Annotated in this window: 16 protein-coding genes and 1 riboswitch; of the genes, 7 read left to right on the forward strand and 9 right to left on the reverse strand. The window is 60.7% G+C overall.

Translation table 11 applies throughout. The features are described from left to right. Nucleotides 1-79 precede the first annotated feature (79 nt). Complete coding sequence (locus tag DXZ77_RS10960) at nucleotides 80-1,045, reverse strand: NAD(P)-dependent oxidoreductase (protein WP_115032163.1); 966 nt, start codon at nucleotides 1,043-1,045, stop codon at nucleotides 80-82. A 157-nt stretch (nucleotides 1,046-1,202) separates the two neighbouring features. Between DXZ77_RS10960 and DXZ77_RS10965 the strand changes: the two genes are divergently transcribed. From DXZ77_RS10965 to hisC, 4 genes are all read left to right on the forward strand, one after another. Continuing rightward, entirely contained in the window at nucleotides 1,203-4,286 is a 3,084-nt protein-coding gene (locus DXZ77_RS10965; protein ID WP_258553333.1) for a glycine--tRNA ligase, read from the forward strand. A gap of 304 nt (nucleotides 4,287-4,590) precedes the next feature. Then, a complete protein-coding gene (locus tag DXZ77_RS10970) occupies nucleotides 4,591-5,997 on the forward strand; it encodes a lytic transglycosylase domain-containing protein (protein ID WP_115032167.1) in 1,407 nt (468 codons plus the stop codon). Between the two features lie 297 nt (nucleotides 5,998-6,294). After that, nucleotides 6,295-7,566, forward strand: coding sequence for a lysozyme family protein (locus DXZ77_RS10975; protein ID WP_115032169.1), 1,272 nt, complete (start codon nucleotides 6,295-6,297; stop codon nucleotides 7,564-7,566). Between the two features lie 54 nt (nucleotides 7,567-7,620). Then, nucleotides 7,621-8,754: a histidinol-phosphate transaminase gene (gene hisC / locus DXZ77_RS10980; protein ID WP_115032911.1), complete on the forward strand. Its 1,134-nt coding sequence runs from the start codon at nucleotides 7,621-7,623 to the stop codon at nucleotides 8,752-8,754. Nucleotides 8,755-8,812: 58 nt separating this feature from the next. Here the strand turns inward: hisC and DXZ77_RS11940 are convergent, their stop codons facing one another. After that, complete coding sequence (locus DXZ77_RS11940; protein ID WP_147279289.1) at nucleotides 8,813-9,277, reverse strand: phage holin family protein; 465 nt, start codon at nucleotides 9,275-9,277, stop codon at nucleotides 8,813-8,815. 78 nt (nucleotides 9,278-9,355) lie between these two features. Here DXZ77_RS11940 and DXZ77_RS10985 point away from each other — a divergent pair, with 78 nt between their 5' ends. Next, nucleotides 9,356-11,389 carry a bifunctional copper resistance protein CopD/cytochrome c oxidase assembly protein gene (locus tag DXZ77_RS10985; RefSeq protein WP_115032171.1) on the forward strand — a complete coding sequence of 678 codons (2,034 nt, stop codon included), beginning with the start codon at nucleotides 9,356-9,358 and terminating at the stop codon, nucleotides 11,387-11,389. Nucleotides 11,390-11,412: 23 nt separating this feature from the next. Here DXZ77_RS10985 and DXZ77_RS10990 read toward each other — a convergent pair whose 3' ends face one another. From DXZ77_RS10990 to thiO, 5 genes are all read right to left on the reverse strand, one after another. Then, entirely contained in the window at nucleotides 11,413-11,907 is a 495-nt protein-coding gene (locus DXZ77_RS10990; RefSeq protein ID WP_115032173.1) for a hypothetical protein, read from the reverse strand. A 78-nt stretch (nucleotides 11,908-11,985) separates the two neighbouring features. Beyond that, nucleotides 11,986-13,146 carry a molybdopterin-synthase adenylyltransferase MoeB gene (moeB, locus tag DXZ77_RS10995; RefSeq protein WP_115032175.1) on the reverse strand — a complete coding sequence of 387 codons (1,161 nt, stop codon included), beginning with the start codon at nucleotides 13,144-13,146 and terminating at the stop codon, nucleotides 11,986-11,988. Beyond that, the gene (locus tag DXZ77_RS11000; protein WP_115032177.1) at nucleotides 13,143-13,922 is read right to left on the reverse strand and encodes a thiazole synthase; all 780 of its coding nucleotides are present in this window, start codon (nucleotides 13,920-13,922) and stop codon (nucleotides 13,143-13,145) included. Before DXZ77_RS11000 ends, moeB begins: the two co-directional genes overlap by 4 nt. A gap of 4 nt (nucleotides 13,923-13,926) precedes the next feature. Continuing rightward, nucleotides 13,927-14,169, reverse strand: a complete 243-nt coding sequence (thiS, locus tag DXZ77_RS11005; RefSeq protein ID WP_115032178.1) for a sulfur carrier protein ThiS — start codon at nucleotides 14,167-14,169, stop codon at nucleotides 13,927-13,929. Between the two features lie 22 nt (nucleotides 14,170-14,191). Continuing rightward, nucleotides 14,192-15,340, reverse strand: a complete 1,149-nt coding sequence (gene thiO, locus DXZ77_RS11010) for a glycine oxidase ThiO (protein WP_115032180.1) — start codon at nucleotides 15,338-15,340, stop codon at nucleotides 14,192-14,194. Beyond that, nucleotides 15,331-15,448, reverse strand: a riboswitch (TPP riboswitch). (Overlaps the previous gene by 10 nt.) Before the next feature lie 15 nt (nucleotides 15,449-15,463). On the opposite strand from thiO, the gene thiE reads away from it, so the two are divergent. After that, complete coding sequence (gene thiE, locus DXZ77_RS11015; RefSeq protein ID WP_115032913.1) at nucleotides 15,464-16,141, forward strand: thiamine phosphate synthase; 678 nt, start codon at nucleotides 15,464-15,466, stop codon at nucleotides 16,139-16,141. Nucleotides 16,142-16,299: 158 nt separating this feature from the next. Further along, on the forward strand, nucleotides 16,300-17,139 hold the full coding sequence (locus DXZ77_RS11020) for a hypothetical protein (RefSeq protein ID WP_115032182.1): 840 nt from the start codon (nucleotides 16,300-16,302) through the stop codon (nucleotides 17,137-17,139). Nucleotides 17,140-17,232: 93 nt separating this feature from the next. Here the strand turns inward: DXZ77_RS11020 and DXZ77_RS11025 are convergent, their stop codons facing one another. Next, on the reverse strand, nucleotides 17,233-17,514 hold the full coding sequence (locus DXZ77_RS11025) for a DUF1540 domain-containing protein (RefSeq protein ID WP_115032184.1): 282 nt from the start codon (nucleotides 17,512-17,514) through the stop codon (nucleotides 17,233-17,235). A 285-nt stretch (nucleotides 17,515-17,799) separates the two neighbouring features. Continuing rightward, entirely contained in the window at nucleotides 17,800-19,260 is a 1,461-nt protein-coding gene (locus DXZ77_RS11030) for an amino acid permease (RefSeq protein WP_115032186.1), read from the reverse strand. Nucleotides 19,261-19,307 lie beyond the last annotated feature (47 nt).

A 19,307-nucleotide genomic window follows, 5' to 3' on the forward strand; every position in this document is an offset into this window, starting at 1 on the left:
GACCAGCACGAGCGCCGCGCCGACAACACCTCTAACCAACTCGCCCAAGACCGGCCAATCCCCTAGAAGTTCGCAAGATCTACATGCCACTGGGCGTATGGCACACATTCCGCAACGGACGCCCCTGACGCAGCGCCATCACGTTCTGCACAATCAACTCATCCGCGCCCAACGGCCGCCCACCAGCAGCATGCGGCGTAATAAACACATTCGGCGCACTCCACAGCGGTGAATGCGATGGCAACGGCTCCACCGAAGCAACATCCAACGCCGCACCCCCCAAACGCCCCTGACGCAACGCCGCCACCAACGCATCCTCATCCACCGTCGACCCACGCCCCACATTCACCACCAACGCCGTATCAGGCAACAAATCAATCACCCCCGCATCCAACGCCTTCACTGTCGAAGCAGAATGCGGCAACACCATCACCAGCACATCAGTACGCGGCAACACCGACGCGAACTCATCCGAGGTCACCACCGGAAAACCCGCACGCTCACCAGCAGAACGCGCAACCCCCGTCACCTCTGCACCCAACGCCCGCAACACCGGCGCCAACGTCTGACCAATGCTGCCAAACCCCCACACCGTCACCCGCGCACCAATCAGCGTGGTTGCCCGACCGTCTTCACGACGCATCGTCTGCACGCCACCAATGTCGTCATTCCACTCACAACGCTCCTGGCTCACCCACGCTTGCGGCAACTGCCGCAGCAACGCCAAAACCAGCGCAAGAGCATGCTCGGCCACCGGACGATCATGCAGACCAACCCCGGCACAAACCGTCACATCCTCCCCAAATCCCGCAGCCAACACCGCATCCGGACCAGCCGCTAATGCCTGCACCAACTGAAGATCGGTCATGGTGGCCGCAGCATCTGCCAACAGCTGTGCCCCCTGACCCCACACCACCAACACCTGCGCATCACGATGCTGCGGCGGCACCCCACCAGATCCGGAATACCGCACCACCTCCACCCCAGAACCAGCTGGGAAAATCGGCGCGGGACCGGTGTATTCCACAGGAAGCAAAACCTTCATCAGTGAACTCCTCACTCAGCAACGTTGCATCAACCACGTTCGCCCCCCCACCCCACACCGCACGCAATAGACACGCCCACAAACACGACTGCACACCACGCACAGCGTGGCCACCGCAGTACGCCCGGAGGTCGGTAGGCTGAGCGGCGTGCTGACGATGCAAGACGCCCTCATCAAGCTCAACGAATACTGGACCGAGAAAGGCTGCCTTACATGGCAGCCAAATAACACCGAGGTCGGTGCCGGAACCATGAATGCCGCCACCGTTCTACGTGTACTTGGCCCCGAACCCTGGGACGTCGCATACGTCGAACCGTCAGTGCGCCCCGACGACTCCCGCTACGGCGAAAACCCCAACCGTCTCCAAACCCACACCCAATATCAAGTCATCCTCAAACCCGAACCAGGCGACCCCCAAGAGCTCTACCTCGGCAGCCTCGAAGCTATCGGCATCGACCTGGACGCCCACGACGTGCGCTTCGTCGAAGACAACTGGGCCCAACCTGCCATCGGAGCCTGGGGACTTGGGTGGGAAGTCTGGCTTGACGGAATGGAAATCACACAATTCACCTACTTTCAGCAAGTAGGTGGCCAAACCCTGGACCCCATCCCTGTCGAACTCACCTACGGGATGGAACGCATCATCATGGCCCAACAAGGCGTCACCGACTTCAAAGACATCGTCTACGCCATCAAACCCAACGGCGAACACATCACCTACGCGGACGTATTCCTCCAACAGGAATACGAAATGAGCCGCTACTACATCGACGAAGCAGACGTTGAGGCTAACCACGCCCTCTATGAGCATTACGTCGCCGAAGCCCAGCGCATGATCGACGCGCGCCTTCCCGTCCCGGCACACCAGTACGTGCTCAAATCCAGCCACGCCTTCAATATCCAAGACTCTCGCGGAGCAATCTCCACCACCGAACGAGCCAAAGCCTTCGGCACCATGCGTCGTCTTATGCGCGACACCGCGGCCCTATGGATCGAACGCCGTGAAGAACTCGGCCTACCGCTCATGCGTGAAACCCCACGCAGCGAATTCACCCGCGAACCCCTCGACACCACCACCCTGCCATCCACGCCTCAAACCCTCGCTGTGGAAATAGGTGTCGAAGAACTACCCCCGCACGTTCTTCCCCAAACCATCGACGCGGTCCGTGAAGCTCTCACCACAAAACTCGCCGCCACTCGCCTGAGCCACGGCGACATCACCGTTGAAGGCACCCCCCGCCGCATCGTTGCCATCATCAACGACCTCGCCGCCGTTGAACCCGACGCCGAACAACTACGCAAAGGCCCCAAGTGGAGTGCTGCGTTCGACGCCGAGGCAAACCCCACCCGCGCACTGCAAGGCTTTATGCGCGGTCAAGGAGTCACTGAAGAACAGATCATCAAAGCCAGCATCGGCGGCAACGACCACGCCGCCGTCGCTGTGAAAATCGCTGGCCGGGGTGTACTTGAGGTCGCCAGCGAAATCATCACCGAAACCATCGAATCCCTCCGCGCTGAAAAGAACATGCGCTGGAACGACCCCAACCTGTCGTTCTCCCGCGCCATCCGCTGGCTTGTAGCGCTCTGGGGATCGAGCGTCGTACCCGTCGACGTCTCCAACGTGCACTCCGGACGGCGCACCTACCTGCAACGCACCACCGCAAGCACCGCCTTCACCGGCCGCCGCGCAGACGGAGCTGCCGTCGGATGGGTCGACATCCCCGACGCGAACGCACTTACCAGCACCATCTGCGCCGGGCACATCGAGCTATCCACCCAAGCGCGCCGCGACGCCATCATCGAACAAGCCACCGCCCTTGCCGCCGAAGTCGGCGGAACCATCGACTTCGATACCTACGCCGAACTCGTCGACGAAATCACCAACCTTGTCGAAGACCCCCACGGCGTCCTCGGGCACTTTGACGAGCGCTATCTAGACCTACCCGAGAAGGTACTCGTCACCGTCATGCGCAAACACCAGCGCTACCTGCCTGTCTACGGACCCGACGGCACCCTCAAACCCCACTTCGTCACCATCGCCAACGGTTTATGCGATGACAATGTCGTCCGCGCCGGAAACGAATCCGTCATCCGTGCCCGCTACGAGGACGCCCTATTCTTCTGGAACAGCGATCTAGCCGAAGACACTCTCGAATCATTCATCCCCGGCCTAGAAAAACTCACCTTCGAGAACCGCCTCGGCTCGGTAGGTATGCGCGCCCGCCGCATCGCCGATGTGGCCACCGCGCTGAGCACACGTCTGGAACTCGCTGACACTGAACGAGACACCCTCACCCGCGCAGGAACACTTGCCAAATTCGACCTCGCCAGCAAAATGGTTGTCGAAATGAGCTCACTAGCTGGGTTCGTTGCCCGCGAATATGCCCGCATTAAAGGCGAAACCGAGGCTGTAGCGACTGCCCTGGCTGAAATGGAAGAGCCGCACACCTCCGCGGACCCAGTACCGGCTACCCTGCCCGGAAGCCTGCTGGCCCTGGGGGATAGGTTTGATCTGCTGGCAGCCATGTTTGCCGTCGGAGCCAAGCCCACCGGTTCCTCAGACCCCTACGGACTACGCCGCGCCGCACTCGGCGTGGTTCGCATTCTGCGCGAGGCAGCAGGTACCCCGCTTGCCGGAATCACCATTGCCGACGGCCTAGCAGCTGCGCTGGAACGGCTACGCGAACAAGGAATCGAACCTGTTGACGGTGCCGACCAAGCCGCGCTGGACTTCACAATCGGCCGTTACGCACAACTGCTCCGCGATGAAGGTATCCCCGCTGAGGTCATCACCGCGATCCTGCCCGCCGCGAATGCACCCGGACGAGCCGCTGTACTCCTCAACCAGATCACCGAGCTCATGAACTCCGATAGCACCAGTCACGAGTTCGCTGACGTGGTCGCAACCATGGTGCGCATCGTGCGTATCATCCCCGCCGGAACCAACGCCGGGATTGACCACGACCACCTGAACGAACCCGCTGAAAAAGCCCTCGCTAACGAGGTCCAATCCCTCCAGAGCGCCGGAGACTGCCCCGCCAGCTCCTCGCTCACGGATTTCGTGCACTCCGCAGGAACACTCGTCACAACAGCGGCAACATTCTTCGACGACATCCTCGTCATGGCCCAGGATCCAGCAGTGAAAGCAGCCCGCCTAGGACTGCTCGCTAGCGTTCTTGACCTCGCTCCCGAAGGCATCGACTGGAAAGCCGTAGATATCGCTCTCACTCAACGCGGATAACCAGCCAAAAAAGGGGGGGGATCCATGGAATCCATGGATCCCCCCCCTTTTTTGGCCCAGAAAACTTCTTCAACAAGCCCCCGAGCACCACCGGCCTTAAATACAACCCACCACCCACACAGCTCGCGCTATGAAACTGCATTTGCCCACGCCAACCACATAGAGCCGCCACAGACACGACATCCTGAAAAGACACCCCGCAATTTATATGCGAGTTGGATACGACAATACGGGACTCAAACGCCCTCACCCCGTTGAATGGTGAAAACCACCAGGGACAAGTCGTGAGGGGCTGACACAGCTGATGTTGGGCGGATTCGCACGTAACCGAAAAAACCACGAGGACCGTGCCGCGGACGCACATCACGCGAAAACCACCAGCGATCACAACCTCAACGAAACCAGCACCCCAGCCACACCCAACACCAAAATCATCAAACTCACCCGCGGGCACATCAGCGGAGTAGTAGCAGGGCTCGCCGCAGCGGGCATCGTCACCACTGGCGTGCTCAGCGTCGGAGCAGCCACCACCACTCCACCGCCAGCCACATCCCCGGCCACCTCTACCTCACCGGCCACCACCCCCAGCGGGCATCCCCTCACCCCCGTAGAAGCAGCACAACTCATCCAAGCTGCGATGAAGACTGCCTCCGCCGCAGCCGTGCCCCCAGCAAGCAAAGTCACCGCTGCCCCCGTGAACGGCACCATCCCCGCACGCATGGTCCTGGCCTACAAACGGGGCGAATACCTCGCTGCTAAACGCGCACCTTCCTGCAAAATGCCCTGGTGGCTCCTCGCCGGAATCGGCCGTGTCGAATCCGGACACGCATCTAACGGCGACGTCGACGCCAACGGAGTCACCCGAACCCGAATTCTCGGCCCACGCTTAGACGGCCAAACCCCAGGAATCGCCCGCATCAACGACACCGACCACGGTGCCCTCGACGGCGACACACTCTTCGACCGAGCAGTTGGCCCCATGCAATTCATCCCCGGCACCTGGAACGCAGGTGCCGGCACAGACGGCAACGCAGACGGAACCGCAAACCCCTCCCAAGTTGACGACGCTGCTGCCAGCGCCGCCCTGTATCTATGCGGCGGCGGCGGAAAAATGACTAACAGCACCGACCTCGCTAAAGCCATTCTGCGCTACAACAACTCAAGCCAATACGTTCAAGACGTCATCGCCGGAGCCATGGCCTACCGAGATGGCCGCGTCCCAGTCACGCCACCGCGTGAAGTCCACGCAGTACCAAGCAAAACCACAGACACCACCGCTTCGGAAACTCACCCCGCCCCCACAGCCACAGCTTCTCCCACGAGCACCAAACCCACTGCCACCAGCAAACCCAGCACACCTACCAAGAAGCCCACCACACCTATCACCACACCCACCACGCCGCGCCCGCCAGCCACAACACGGCCCAAGCCAACACCTACCACGCCCACACCCACCACGGCGAGGCCTACCCAACCAGCTCCCACTTCCACCACACCAACTAGCCCCAACCCCACCTCCACCACTACGCCCAGCGCCCCCACCACGCCCATGCCAACTTGCCGTCCCAACCCCACTGCCAGCCCGACGTGGACCCCTGGTCCAGGGGAACCCACCATCGACTGGACAGAACCTGACCACGCGAAACTGCCTGTCTGTGAGAAGGATCAACTTCCCTTCCCAGCTCCCACAGCTTCCGCCTCCTCAAGGTGACCTGAATAGGCTCAGGGATGTCTCAGAAACGCTTGTAGCAGCGACGCTACCTCCACCGCGTATTCCAATATCCGAGAAGATACGCCGTCAATCTCGATATTGACTTGCCCAGCGCACAGGCGAACTGGGACCAGGGTTCCGTCAAACCGCCACCTGCGGGTAGGTTGGCCCCGAAAAACTTCCATGCACCGGATGTGACTGCTCGATTCCCCCGGTGCCCGCTTTGTGCTGTCTCATCGCCCTTCCCTCACAGGTGGTCGACGAACCAACTCAGGCGGAATCGAGCCAGGAGAAGAAATGCAAGAGTCTGACGAAGTCACCAGGCTAGGGGAGAGCGACACCTCCAACAGGCGCGGGGGTCGACGCAAAGCCCTCGCGATCGGGGCCAGTGCTATCGCAGTTGTCGTGACAGGAGGCCTGGTCGCCGCCGCATTCGCGGATCGAACCGAAACCCCCCGATCCATGCCCCGCGCCAGTAGCACCCCCCACTACGTCGCTCTATCTTCATATGGCTATCCTCTGTCCATCACCGACAGCAAAGTCAAACAAACCCTCAAAGACGCCCAAGGCGCCCTAGCCGGAAATATCACCGCACCACAAAACGCCAACAACTCTGGCCCCATCCCACCCCGAGCCTTGGCCGCCTACCGCCGCGCAGAAGCAGCAGCAAACACCGAATTCCCCCGCTGCCACGCCTCCTGGTGGATGCTCGCAGGCATCGGAAAAATCGCCAGTGACCACGGCGCAGGAACCACCTACGACGCCGCAGGCACCACCGTCGCCCAAATCCGTGGCGTACGCCTGGATGGCCGCAGCATCGGCACCGCCCTGGTTCTTGACACCGACTCCGGAAAACTCGACGGAGACGGCAACTACGACCGACCCATGGGACCACTGCAATTCCTACCAGGCAGCTGGTACCTCGACGCCCACGATGGCAACGCCGACGGCACCGCCAACCCCGACAACATCGACGACGCTGCATTCACCGCCGCCGCCGCGATTTGTCGAGGCGGAGACGACCTCAACAACGCTGAAGGACTCGCCCGCGGCCTCTACCACTACACCAACGACCCAGCCACCGTAGGAGCCATCCTCTCCTGGGGAAACCACTACAAGAACACCCTGCACCCCGACCCAGCCACCTCCGTGCCCTCCACCGGCACCCGGGCACCCAACGTGAGCACCAGCCCTCGCCCCAGCGACAACGACAACACCTCCTCGGGTAAAGAAACGAATAAACCCAAAGGAAAACGTCCCGACATCATCGCCCCGAACGAGCCGCCGGTACCCGGACGCCCCACTCGTCGCCCCACTCCGCCGCGCCCTGAAGGTTCACGGCCCAAACCACCTTCCTCGCCCCAGACCCCCAGACCGCCACGCGACAAAACTCCCGACGACCGCTGGACGCCCCCGCCGCCACGGGACAATGTTCCGCCACCGCCACCCCCGCCGCCGGCGGAAGACGACCCGCCTTACAACCCGCCGGAAGCCTCCCCACCCCGCTCCAAAACCCCTGTAGTACCAGCAAACTCGCAATCTCCAGGGAATCTGAGCGGACAGATTTAAAAAAACCGAAAACTCACTCCGGTCATGCGGTCAACCACTCGTACAGTTGACCGCATGACCGACGCCACCAACCACCGCCTGCGCACCCGACCCGCCCTCGAGGGAGTCGTCTCCTACAAACCCGGCCGCCCCCCTCAGCAGGCAGATGGCGTCGACGCATTCAAAATGAGCAGCAACGAAAACCCTTACCCCCCGCTGCCATCTGTCATCAACGTCATTAACCACGCCGTGGCACACCTCAACCGATACCCCGGCATGGACATGCACGACCTACGCACCGCCCTAGCCACCCGCTGGGACGTCAGCCCCGACCACATCATCCCCGGTGCCGGCAGCTCTGGAGTACTCCAACAACTCGTCACCGCCACTGTAGAAACCGGAAAAGAAGTCATCTACGCCTGGCGCTCCTTCGAGATGTACCCCATCCTCATCGCCCTCGCCGGAGGACGCTCCGTCCAAATACCCCTCCTAGCTGACGGGCGCCACGACCTAGAAGCCATGGCCGCTGCCATCACCCCCGAAACCAGCCTGATCCTGCTCTGCACCCCCAACAACCCCACCGGCCCCATCATCACCCACCGCGAAGCCATCGACTTCCTCGAACGCGTCCCCTCCGATGTGCTCGTCGCCATCGACGAGGCCTATATCGAATTCAACCGAGACCCCGCCGCCATTGACAGCAGCGCCCTCCTACGCAAATACCCCAACGTCATCATCCTGCGTACCTTCAGCAAGGCCTACGGACTTGCTGGCCTACGTATCGGCTACGCAGTCGTCTCACCCGCATCCGCAGACACTCTTACCAAAACGCGCCTGCCATTCGTCGTCACCGATATCGCCCACGACGCTGCAGTCGCCTCTCTAGCCGCCGACGAAGAACTCACCGAACGTGTCGATACCATCGTCGCCGAACGCGAACGCGTAGAAGCAGCCCTGATTGACATGGGCTGGAAATTCCCCCACTCCGAAGCCAACTTCGTCTGGCTTCCCCTCGGCAACGCCACCGAAGCATTCGTCGCCGCCTGCGAAGCAGCCCATCTCACCGTCCGACCCTTCGCCGGTGAAGGCGTGCGCGTCTCCATCGATATCCCCCAAGCCAACGACACATTCCTCACCGTCGCCCGACAATTCGCCGACCAAGGTCTGCTACCCACCGACGCAAGCACGCCCATCACCCGCACCAACTAAAACTCAGGTGGGTAGCCTCGGTTCGTGGCCGAGGCCACCCACCTTGAACCAGGTACCGCTACGCCTCACCAACCTCACCCACAACGTCCTCATCCACGATCGGCGCCGACTCCAATACCCGCCGTATCCAACTGACCATGAACCCGGTGAAACACACCGCCAAAAACACCAACAACACCGCATCTGACACGGCACTCCACCCGGCCACATGCAACACCCCGCCACGCTCCACCACCGACAACTCATTCCCCTGCTGCGGAGCAAACAAACCCGGATCGTGAATCACCCGTATCTGACCACCAGGCCACTGTGCCCGACACACCCCATCCACACACCCCACTGACCGTGCTGTCACAACATCATTGGCCGACAGCCACGACACCGCCGACCACGACACCACCACCGCGCGCATCCACAACAGCGCCGTCAATAACGACACCACGAACAACATCACCACCGGCAATGCTCGAGACACACGAGCACCCAAAGACCTGCGAGCAAGACGCAGACGGGACACAGACATACGCCCCTATCGGCTCAGCCACCCACGCCGTCAAGACGAACAACAGACCTGCGGCCTGCTCAGACTTAGGGTGGGAACATGCCTATCCCGCCCCACAGCAAAGACAAAGCCACCACCCGCCCCGGGGCGCAACACCACCCAGGCACTCCCTTTGCCACTATCACCACCGCCAGCCTGATCACCTGGCCTGTCGCCGTGTTGGCCACCATCCTCGCCGGATGGCTCGGCGGAGCCCTCGCCGGTGTCCCCGGCTTCGCCGACGGTGGACCCACTGCTGTGTGGGGCGTACCGATCGCCAAAACCATTCACGACATCAGCGCTGCTATCACCATTGGCCTACTCCTGATGGCTGGAACCATCATCCCAGAACGGGCCACTACCCAACGCCGTCGCACCGCCTGCCGTATCGCTGTCACTACTGGCATCGTGTGGGCCCTTTCTGGCGGCATTCATATGCTTCTTCTGCTCTCTAACGTTTCTGGTGTTCAGCTCTCCTCTCCTCTTTTTTCTGGACAGCTGCCCTTCCTGTGGGAGATTGACCTTTTCCGCGTCTACTTGTTCTCCTGGGGATTCGCCATCGGCGCGACCGCCCTAGCCACATGCGCACGCACCGTGAACTCCATTACCTGGGCAGCTGCCCTAGGGGTTATTGCCCTGGCCATTCTTTCTTTGGCCGGGCACGCCGCAGGCGCCGCTGCTCATGACACGGCCGTTAACTCTCTAGCAGTTCACATCATTGGCGCTTCTGTATGGTTCGGTGGTCTGGTGGCTCTAGGAATACTGCGGCCGCTGCTCAACCGTGATTTCGGCACGTCGGTACGCCGCTATTCCGCTTTGGCGGGTTGGGCCTATTTTGGTGTGCTCGTCTCGGGAATTTTGGCGGCATCTTTGCGGCTGACCGGAATCGGTGACCTGAGCAGTCAGTACGGGCTTATTCTCCTGGCCAAGTTGCTTCTGGTGGTGGTGCTTGGCGTTGCTGGCTGGATGATGCGCAAGCGCATCATCGCTGAAGTTCATGACGGTGACTCTTCAGCAAAAGCCTTCGTGCGTTTGGCCATGACCGAAATTGTGCTCATGTCAGTTGCGATGGGTTTGGGGTCGGCGCTTAGCCGTACAGCTCCTCCTGTTGCTCAAGCAGAATCTCCTGACCCAGCTGTTTCCATTACTGGGTATCCACTTCCTGCCGCGCCCCTTACCGGATCGACATGGTTTACCGCTATCCGGATTGATTGGCTTTTCCTTACGGTGGTTGTTCTCGCCGTGGGGTTGTATTACGCCGCTGTAGCGCGGTTGCACCGTCGGGGGGATCGGTGGCCAGTTGGTCGCACGATCTGGTGGACCCTTGGATGGTTGTTTTTCTTCTGGGTGACCAGTGGTGCACCGGCCATATACGGGCGGATTATGTTTTCTGCGCACATGCTGCAGCACATGACTTTGACGATGGGGATTCCGTTGTTCTTAGTGCTGGGTGCGCCGTTGACGTTGGCGTCTCGGGCATTGAAAGCGCGGCGGGATAAAACCCTTGGGCCCCGCGAGTTTTTGTTGTCGACGGCGCATTCGCGCTGGATGGGATTTTGGACCAACCCGATTGTGGGTGCGGTGAACTTTGTTGGTTCGATCTATGTGTTCTATTTCACCGACTTGTATGAGTTGGCGTTGACCACTCACGTGGGGCATATCGCCATGGTTGTGCATTTCATGGCCGCTGGGTATGTGTTTGCTTGGTCGTTGATTGGTATTGATCCGGGCCCGAATCGGTGGGCTCCGAGTCTTCGTTTGGTGTTGTTGTTTGCCACGATGGCGTTTCACGCATTTTTTGGGGTGGCAATTATGACGGCGGCGAATGTGATTGCCGGGGATACTTTCCGGGCATTAAAGGTGCCGTATGTGACTGACCTGATTGCCGATCAGCGTGTAGGTGGTGGGATCACCTGGGCTATTGGTGAAATTCCGATGCTGATTTTGGCGTTGGCGGTGGCAGTGGTGTGGATGCGAGCTGATGAGGGGGAGGCACGCCGTAAGGATCGTCAAGCGGATCGGGATGGCGATGCGGAGTTGCGTGCCTATAACGAAAGGCTTGCGGCGTTGCGTGGCCGTGGTGGTCAGGGGTGAGGTAGGTGTGAGGGGTTCCTTGTTTATGGGGTGTTGTTGTCGGTGGTGTCGGTGTGTGGTTGTTGTGTTTTCTGAGGGCCGATGAGGGCTCCTAGCAGGGGAGTCCAAAAGATTTGCCCAGACCATAGCAGCCATAGGCACATACCAATTAGTGGTTGGAAGGGGGAACTGTTGCTAGTGGTGGCTAGCAGAGGGATGGTTTCGAGGATGCCGACGGCCAGGGCGCAGGCGAGTAGGACGGCGGCGTTGATGGTGGCGAATTGTCGTCGGCGAGCGCGCCACCAGTGGGGGTGTTTGCGTGAGCGGAACCACCACGCGATTAGGACTGGTCCGGTGATGATGGGGGATACGGGCCAGGTGCTTAGTAGCAGGCTGGTCATGAGGTTGGTGGTGATGAAGCTTGGGTTGGGGCTGGCGAGCAGGGCGGTTCCGATGGCTAGGAGCCATGCTCCGGTGAGGGTGAGGATGGCGCGGGCGAGGTCGGGTATGCCGGTGGTGGTGCGCGGTGTGGTCCCCACGTGGTCTGTCTCCGCTCGGGATGTGGTTGAAAGGTTGGTCGTGTGTAGGACCGGTTGAGGTGGGGGTGGTGTTCCCGGTTAGTAGCGGGGTTTGTGGGGTTCGATGTGTTCGATCCAGGCGAGGATGCCTCCTTGGAGGTGCCAAACGTCGTCGCGGCCGGTGTTGAGGAGGGTGGTGAGTGCTTCGCTGGAGCGGGTGCCGGATTTGCAGAAGAGGATGGCGGGTTGGTGGGTTGGGACGGTGGTGGAGTTGGTGATGATGTCGTTTTTGGGGATGAGGGTAGCTCCGTCGATGGTGACGAGTTCGTGTTCGGTTGGTTCGCGGACGTCGATGAGGGTGAATTCGATAGTGCCGTTGGTGCGGTCGCGTAGGAGGGTGTGGAGTTCGGTGGGGGTGATGGTGTGTTCGGAGATGAGTGGTTGTGGGGGTTGGGTGCAGGTGGTGGGGTAGGTGGTGAGTGTGGTTGTGGGGGTGCGGTTGGGGTCGGGGTGGATGGTCAGTTCTTTCCAAGTTCCGGTGAGGGCGTTGTGGATCATGAGGCGGCCGATGAGTGGGGTGCCGATTCCGGTGATGAGTCGGATGACTTCCATGGCCATGGCTGATCCGATGGAGGCGCAGAGTGCTCCGAGTACTCCGGCTTGGGCGCAGGAGGGGATGCTGTTGGGGTCGGGGGGGTCGGGGAAGAGGTCGCGGTAGACGGGGCCTTTGCCGGGCCAGAAGGTGGATAGTTGGCCGTCGAATCGCAGAATGGCGCCCCATACGCAGGGGGTGTTGAGGATTTCGGTGGCGTCTGCGATGAGGTAGCGGGTGGCGAAGTTGTCGGTTCCGTCGACGATGATGTCCCAGCCGGTGAGGATGTCGAGGGCGTTTTCGGGGGTGAGTCGTTGGTTGTAGGTGGTGATGTTGATGGTGGGGTTGATGTTGGTGATGGCGGTGCGGGCGGAGTCGACTTTGGTGGTGCCGATGTTGTTGGTGGTGTGGATGATTTGTCGTTGGAGGTTGGATAGGTCGACGGTGTCGTCGTCGATGATGCCTAGGTGTCCGATGCCAGCGGCGGCAAGGTAGAGGAGGATGGGTGATCCTAGGCCGCCGGCGCCGATGACGAGGACTTTTGCGTTGAGTAGTCGTCGTTGGCCGAGGGTGCCGAGTTCGGGGAGGATGGCGTGGCGTGCGTAGCGTTGGGCTTGGTGGGTGGTGAGTTCGGGGGCGGGGTCGACTAGTGGCGGGTAGGTGTTCATGGTGTAACCATGCCTGTGGTGGGTGAGGACGCGTGGGCGTGGATGCGTTGGGGGATGCGTCCGGCGTGGCGGGCGAGGTAGCCAGCTTCGACGGCGTGGGCGAAGGCGCTGGCCATGTGGGTGGGGTGTTGGGCGCGGGTGACTGCGGTGGCAAGAAGGACGGCATCGCAGCCTAGTTCCATGGCGCGGGTGGCGTCGGAGGCGGTTCCGATTCCGGCGTCGAGGATGACGGGCACGTGTAGGCGGTGGGTGATGAGTTCGATGTTGTGGGGGTTGAGGATGCCCAGGCCGGTTCCGATGGGGGCGCCTAGGGGCATGACGGCGGTGCAGCCGAGGTCGGCGAGGCGTTGGGCGGTGATGGGGTCGTCGTTGGTGTAGGCGAAGACTTTGAAGCCGCGGTTGACGAGTTGTTCTGTGGCGTCGATGAGTTCGATGGGGTCGGGGAGGAGGGTTTGGTCGTCGGCGATGATTTCGAGTTTGATCCAGTCGGTTTCGAGTGCTTCGCGGGCGAGTTCTGCGGTCAGGAGTGCTTCATGTGCGGTGCGGCATCCGGCGGTGTTGGGCAGGATGCGGATGTTGAGGGAGCGTAGGAGGTCGAAGAGGGATCCGGTTTGGGTGGGTGTGTAGCGGCGGATGGCGACGGTGGTGAGGTTGGTGTGAGAGGCGATGAGCGCTTCGCGGAGGATGTCGAGGTTGGGTGCGCCGCCGGTTCCGGTGATGAGTCGGGAGGCCAGGGGGGTGTTGTCGATGGTCAGTGGGGGGATGGTGGGGGTCATGGTTTTACCCTCCTTGGACGGCGGTGACGATTTCGATGCGGGCGTTGGGGCCGGGGATGGTGGTGGCCCAGTTGTTGCGGGGGATGATTTCGTTGTTGAGGGCTATGGCGATGCCGAGGCTGGTGCCGGTGGGTGTGCGGCCTTCGGGGGTGATGGTGTGGCCGGTGATGTGGGTGATGATGTCGCGCAGGGTGGTTTTGGTGGGCAGGGTGTGAGGTTTGCCGTTGATGGTGATGGTGGTGTTCATGGGGTCCTTTGGTGGTGGGTGGTTAGGGGTTGGTGGTGAAGCGGTGGGGTGTGAAGGCGGTGATGTCGGGTAGTGGGTGGGTGGTTGGTGGGGTGGTGATGGTGGCGGTGATGGCGGCGCCGATGGCGGGGGCTAGGAGGATGCCGTTGCGGCCTAGTCCGGTGGCTAGGGTGATGGTGGTGCTGAGGGGGCCTAGGAGTGGGGCGTTGTCTTTGGTGACGGGGCGGGGTCTGGCGATGGTTTCGGTGATGGTGAATTCTTCGATGCAGGGGAGGAGGTGGATGCCGTCTCGTAGGAGTGTGTGGATGCCGCCGGCTTGGACGTGGGGGGTTTCGTTTTCTCGGGTGGTGGCGCCGAGGATGAGGTTTCCGTTGGTGCGGGGGACGATGTATATGGGGTTGCCTTTGACATGTCCGCGGATGATGTGGGTGAGGTTGTGGCGGAGGTTGGGTGGGGGTGTGAGGCGGATGACTTCGCCGTAGGCGTTGCGGATGAGGCTGGTGAGGTTCAGGGGTAGGCCGCTCAGGTTGGTGGCGTTGGTGGCGTTGGCGATGATGGCGTGGTCGGTGGGGATGGTGTGGCCGTTGGTGAGGGTGATGCCGGTGACGGGGCTGGTGGGGTCGGTGTTGTCGGTGTGGGTGATGCCGGTTGCTGGGGTGGGGTGGATGGGGATGTTTGCGTTGGTCAGGGCGGTTAGGAGTGCGTGGGCGAGGAGGCGGGGGTCGACTTGGTGGTCGTGGGGGGCGTGCAGGGCGCTGGAGATGGTGGGGGTGAGGAGGGGTTCGAGTTTGCGGGCTTGGCGGGTGGTGAGGGGTGTGAGGGTGAGGCCGAGGCTGTGTGCGTAGGTGGCGAGGTTGTGGAGGGTTTCTCGGTCGGCTGTGTCGGTGCCGATGTGGAGGGTGGGGGTGTTTTGGTGTCCGGTGGGTAGGTTTGTGGTGGTGGTGAGGCGGTGGATGAAGTGGGGGTAGAGGGCGGCGGAGGCGAGCATGAGGGGGGTGAGGTGGTGTTCGTTGTAGGTGGTTTCGCTGGTGGCTGCGAGCATGCCGGCGGCTGCGTGGGTGGCGCCGTTGGCTGGGGTTGGGTCGATGAGTTCGACGTGTGTGCCTGCTTCGTGCAGGTGCCATGCGATGGATAGTCCGATGATGCCGGCGCCGATGATGGCGATGCGCACAGCTTCCTCCCTTCGCCGGTGTTAACCGGACAGGTTCGAGCGGTCGGTGGGCGCTTTGGTTGCGTGCCACCCTCTCAGCCCGTTTGTGGGGCTCCCGCGGATGCTGCGGTTTACCGTACCTGCATGGCTTCTTGTGAGGGTGTCGGGTTGGAGAATTCGGGTGTGGATGTTGTTCGTCGGCTCGGGCGGGCGCGGTTGTATTTGTGTACGGATGCGCGGGATTCGGCGGGGGAGTTGCGGGATTTTGTGCGGCGGGTTTTTGCCGGTGGGGTGGATGTTGTTCAGGTGCGGGATCGGTCGATTTCGACGGCTGATGAGGTGGAGGCGTTGCGGATCGTGCGTCAGGAGGCGCGTGCGGCGGGGGCGTTGTGTGCGGCGAATGATCGTGCTGATGTGGGGTTGGTGGCTGGGGTGGATGTGGTGCATGTGGGGCAGGAGGATTTGTCGCCGGTGCATGTGAAGTCGGTGTGTCCGGGGGCTTTGGTGGGGGTGTCGACGCATTCGCGGGAGCAGTTTGTTGCGGCGATGGCGGCGCCGGAGGTGGATTATTTCTGTGTGGGGCCGGTGTGGGCGACGCCGACGAAGCCGGGTCGTGCTGCGGTGGGGTTGGGTTTGGTGGCTGAGGCTGCGCGGGCGGGGGTGGGTAAGCCGTGGTTTGCGATTGGGGGTGTTGATGTCTCGTCGGTGGGGCGGGTTGTGGATGCTGGTGCTGAGCGGGTGGTGGTGGTTCGGGCGTTGACGCAGGCTGATGACCCTGAGGGTGCTGCGCGGGCGTTGCGTGCGTGTTTGCCTGGGGGGTGAGTGTGGGTGGTGGCGGCTGGTTATTGCGGCGGACTTCTAGCAGTTATTTGCGTTGTGACGCAATGAATTTGCCAAAGATTAAGAAGATCGTCCGATAGGGGTGGTCAACTGACCGACTCGCAACTAAAGTTAGGCTTACCTTAATGAGGAGGCGATACATGGCCGTCAACCCAACACCGAGCATCTGCTCCAACGCGCGAGCAACGTCCCTGGCACGACGTCTCGTGGGTGGCGAGGGTGCGGCAACGCTGATGCGCTATCGGATCGACCCCGAGTCCTGCCTCGAGGTCGCAGCGCATGGTTTGGATTCAAAGGGCCGGATCCTGCTCGCCTTCTCGCGTCATTCCGGCATGGGTGCCCCATCGACAGACGTGCTCGAGGAGGTCCGAGTCGACATCAGACTCGAATCCCCTGACCCGCGCGTACGAATCCTCGCGGCAACACTGCACTACCTGGGGGTGTTGCAGTGGATCCCCGAGGATGAGCGCGATGGGTGGGCCAATAGTCCTGGGATTCCGGAAGACGTGGCCGCGGTAATCGAGGCCGGCGGCGCGCTCGCAGTCGTGAACATCAATCGGGTGCTAGTTCATGACAGCGCGGGAGTGGCGCCGGTCTCGGCCATCGCGATGAAAAACTACCCGGTTTCGCCATTGTGCGGATCGGGGGTGATGGGCAGCCTCGAGGCTCACGATGCTGTTTTATCGTTCCCTAACCATGAACTTCGAGCCGTCATTACTGCTGTGGTGGAAGGTCTTGCTGATGGTGATGTGCTTGATGAACGCCCATCTCATGGGGGCTGTGAGCATACCCAGGATCGCGTCTATTGCGTAGATGTTGATTCCACCGGCATTACGCTCATGCACATTGGTCCGCTTGGGGGAATGAGCCGGATCGTTCACGTCGAACTTCCCACTGCTGCCACGGTTGATGATGTCCAATCCACGTTGGCAGCAGCGGTTTCTCAAACTCGATCTCATCGCGTCCATCCGCGCATGTGATTGAGATCAAAAGTGTGTGGCCTCCACGCTGGTGGGGGCCACACACTTTTAGGCACCTGTTTTTATGACGCCAGTAATTTCGGCTGTGAGGGCTCAGGCGTTGCTGTAGTGCTCGCAGGTCGCGGTGTCACCGCCGACGCTGATGGCTTCGGCGGTGCACATCAGGTCAGTGTTGTGGGTGCATTCCAGACGCTGGCATGCCCCGACGCGGCCGTTGGTGTCAGTGAGTCCGCCACGGGCGTCGAGGGCAATGAAAGTACCGCAGGAGGCGGTGCCGTTTGTGCCACCAACGGTGATTGCGCCAGCGGTACAGCCGGAGTCGTTGAAGGAGCAAGAAGTGGTGGTGCAGGAGGAAATGATTGGAAGCGTGGACATGGTGCCTACTTTCTGAGAAAGGATTGTGCTGTCCGCAGGTCTGTTGTTTTCAGGTTAGGGAACCGTTTTCGCAGCGATAGTGAGGTGAGGCTGCCCTCAATGCTGCTGGCGGGCGGTGTGATGGGGTTCGTAAGTCTCTGAGCTGGGTGCATATTCGGGCAGTGGGATGGTCTAATTTTCCGTAAAGTGAGCTAGATCACACATGCATCCATCACTGTATAGACGTGGGGCGGTGTTGCCGCAATACCCGCGACAACACCGCCCCACGTAGCACCTACAGGAAGATCAGGATTCCCTTGGGGTCTTGTCCTCAAGTGAAGGCTGCTGGCGACCATGCTGGGGAACCAAGGTGAAATACGCGATCGTGAGTAGGGCAACCCAGATCAACCCCACCCACAAAGCCACCCGCGTATCAGGGAACCAACCAATCACGCCCACTACGAACACAAGAAACGCGAATGTTGCCCATGTTCCGACAGGGTGGAATGGCACCGGGTACTCGGACTCCTGTAAACCCCGCTGCTTGATCTCCCGGCGCATTGCCAAGTTAGACAACAAGATCATCAGCCACACAAGCACCGTCGCGAACGTTGCAATCGAGGCGATGATTTTGAATACGTTCTCGGGAATAACCGCATTAAGTACAGCTGCTACCGCTAATGCTGCACACATGACCACTACGGTCATCCATGGGACACCATGCTTTGATACTTGAGCAAACACTTTCGGTGCCTGTCCCTGCTTAGCTAATCCGTATAGCATGCGGCCAGCACCGAAAGTATCTGAATTAATCGCAGAAACTGCAGCCGTAATAATGATCACGTTAAGAATCGAAGGTGCAGCGGGGACTCCAAGCGTAGAGAAAATCTGCACAAATGGACTCGAGTCACCCGTAATTCGATTCCATGGAACTAGTGACATGATGACAACCATGGTGAGTACGTAAAAAATCAAAATACGTACCGGAACAGAGCCCACTGCCCGCGGAATTGCTCGCTTAGGATCAGATGCTTCACCTGCAGTGATGCCAACATTCTCTACTCCGCCGAAGGCGAAAACCACAATCGACAAAGATGCGATAATCCCAGCCATTCCTGTAGGGCTGAAGCCGCCGTGGTCAAAAAGATTGTGCGGTCCCACGGCTACGCCGGGTTCGAAGGTGATTCCTTTAAACATGAGGAATGATCCACCAATAATCATCGCGACAATCGCACTGACCTTCACGATCGTCAACCAAAACTCGAGCTCACCAAAAACTTTGACGTGCCGAGTGTTCACAGCTCCGATAAAACAGATCACAGCTGTGACCCAAATCCAGCGAGGCGTTTGCGGCCACCAAAAAGCCATATAAACAGAAAAAGCAGTCACATCTGCGACCGCAACGACAAGCATCTCGAAGGCATACGTCCACCCGGTTAAAAACCCAGCAAACGGCCCCATGTAGCGAGCTGCGTACTGCCCAAAAGATCCCGAGACAGGGTGCCGGACAGCCATCTCACCCAAAGCACGCATCACCATATACACGGCAGCGCCTGAGGCGAGATACGCCAAAATCACCGCAGGGCCAGCAGCCTGAATAGCCGCGGCTGAACCGTAAAACAGGCCTGTTCCGATAGCCGAACCGAGCGCGATGAAAGTGATGTGTCGCAGGGTGAGGCCGCGCGTAAGTTCGCCATGCTCATGCACCGTCGTGGCTGTGGTCGTGGCGTGTGTTTGTCCACCGTTGGGGTTGTTCGGTTTGGACATGTGGGCCCCCTCTCCAATGAATTGACACGATGCGATCGTTCGACAAT

This window comes from Dermatophilus congolensis, assembly GCF_900447215.1.
GTDB classification, from domain to species: Bacteria; Actinomycetota; Actinomycetes; order Actinomycetales; family Dermatophilaceae; genus Dermatophilus; species Dermatophilus congolensis_A.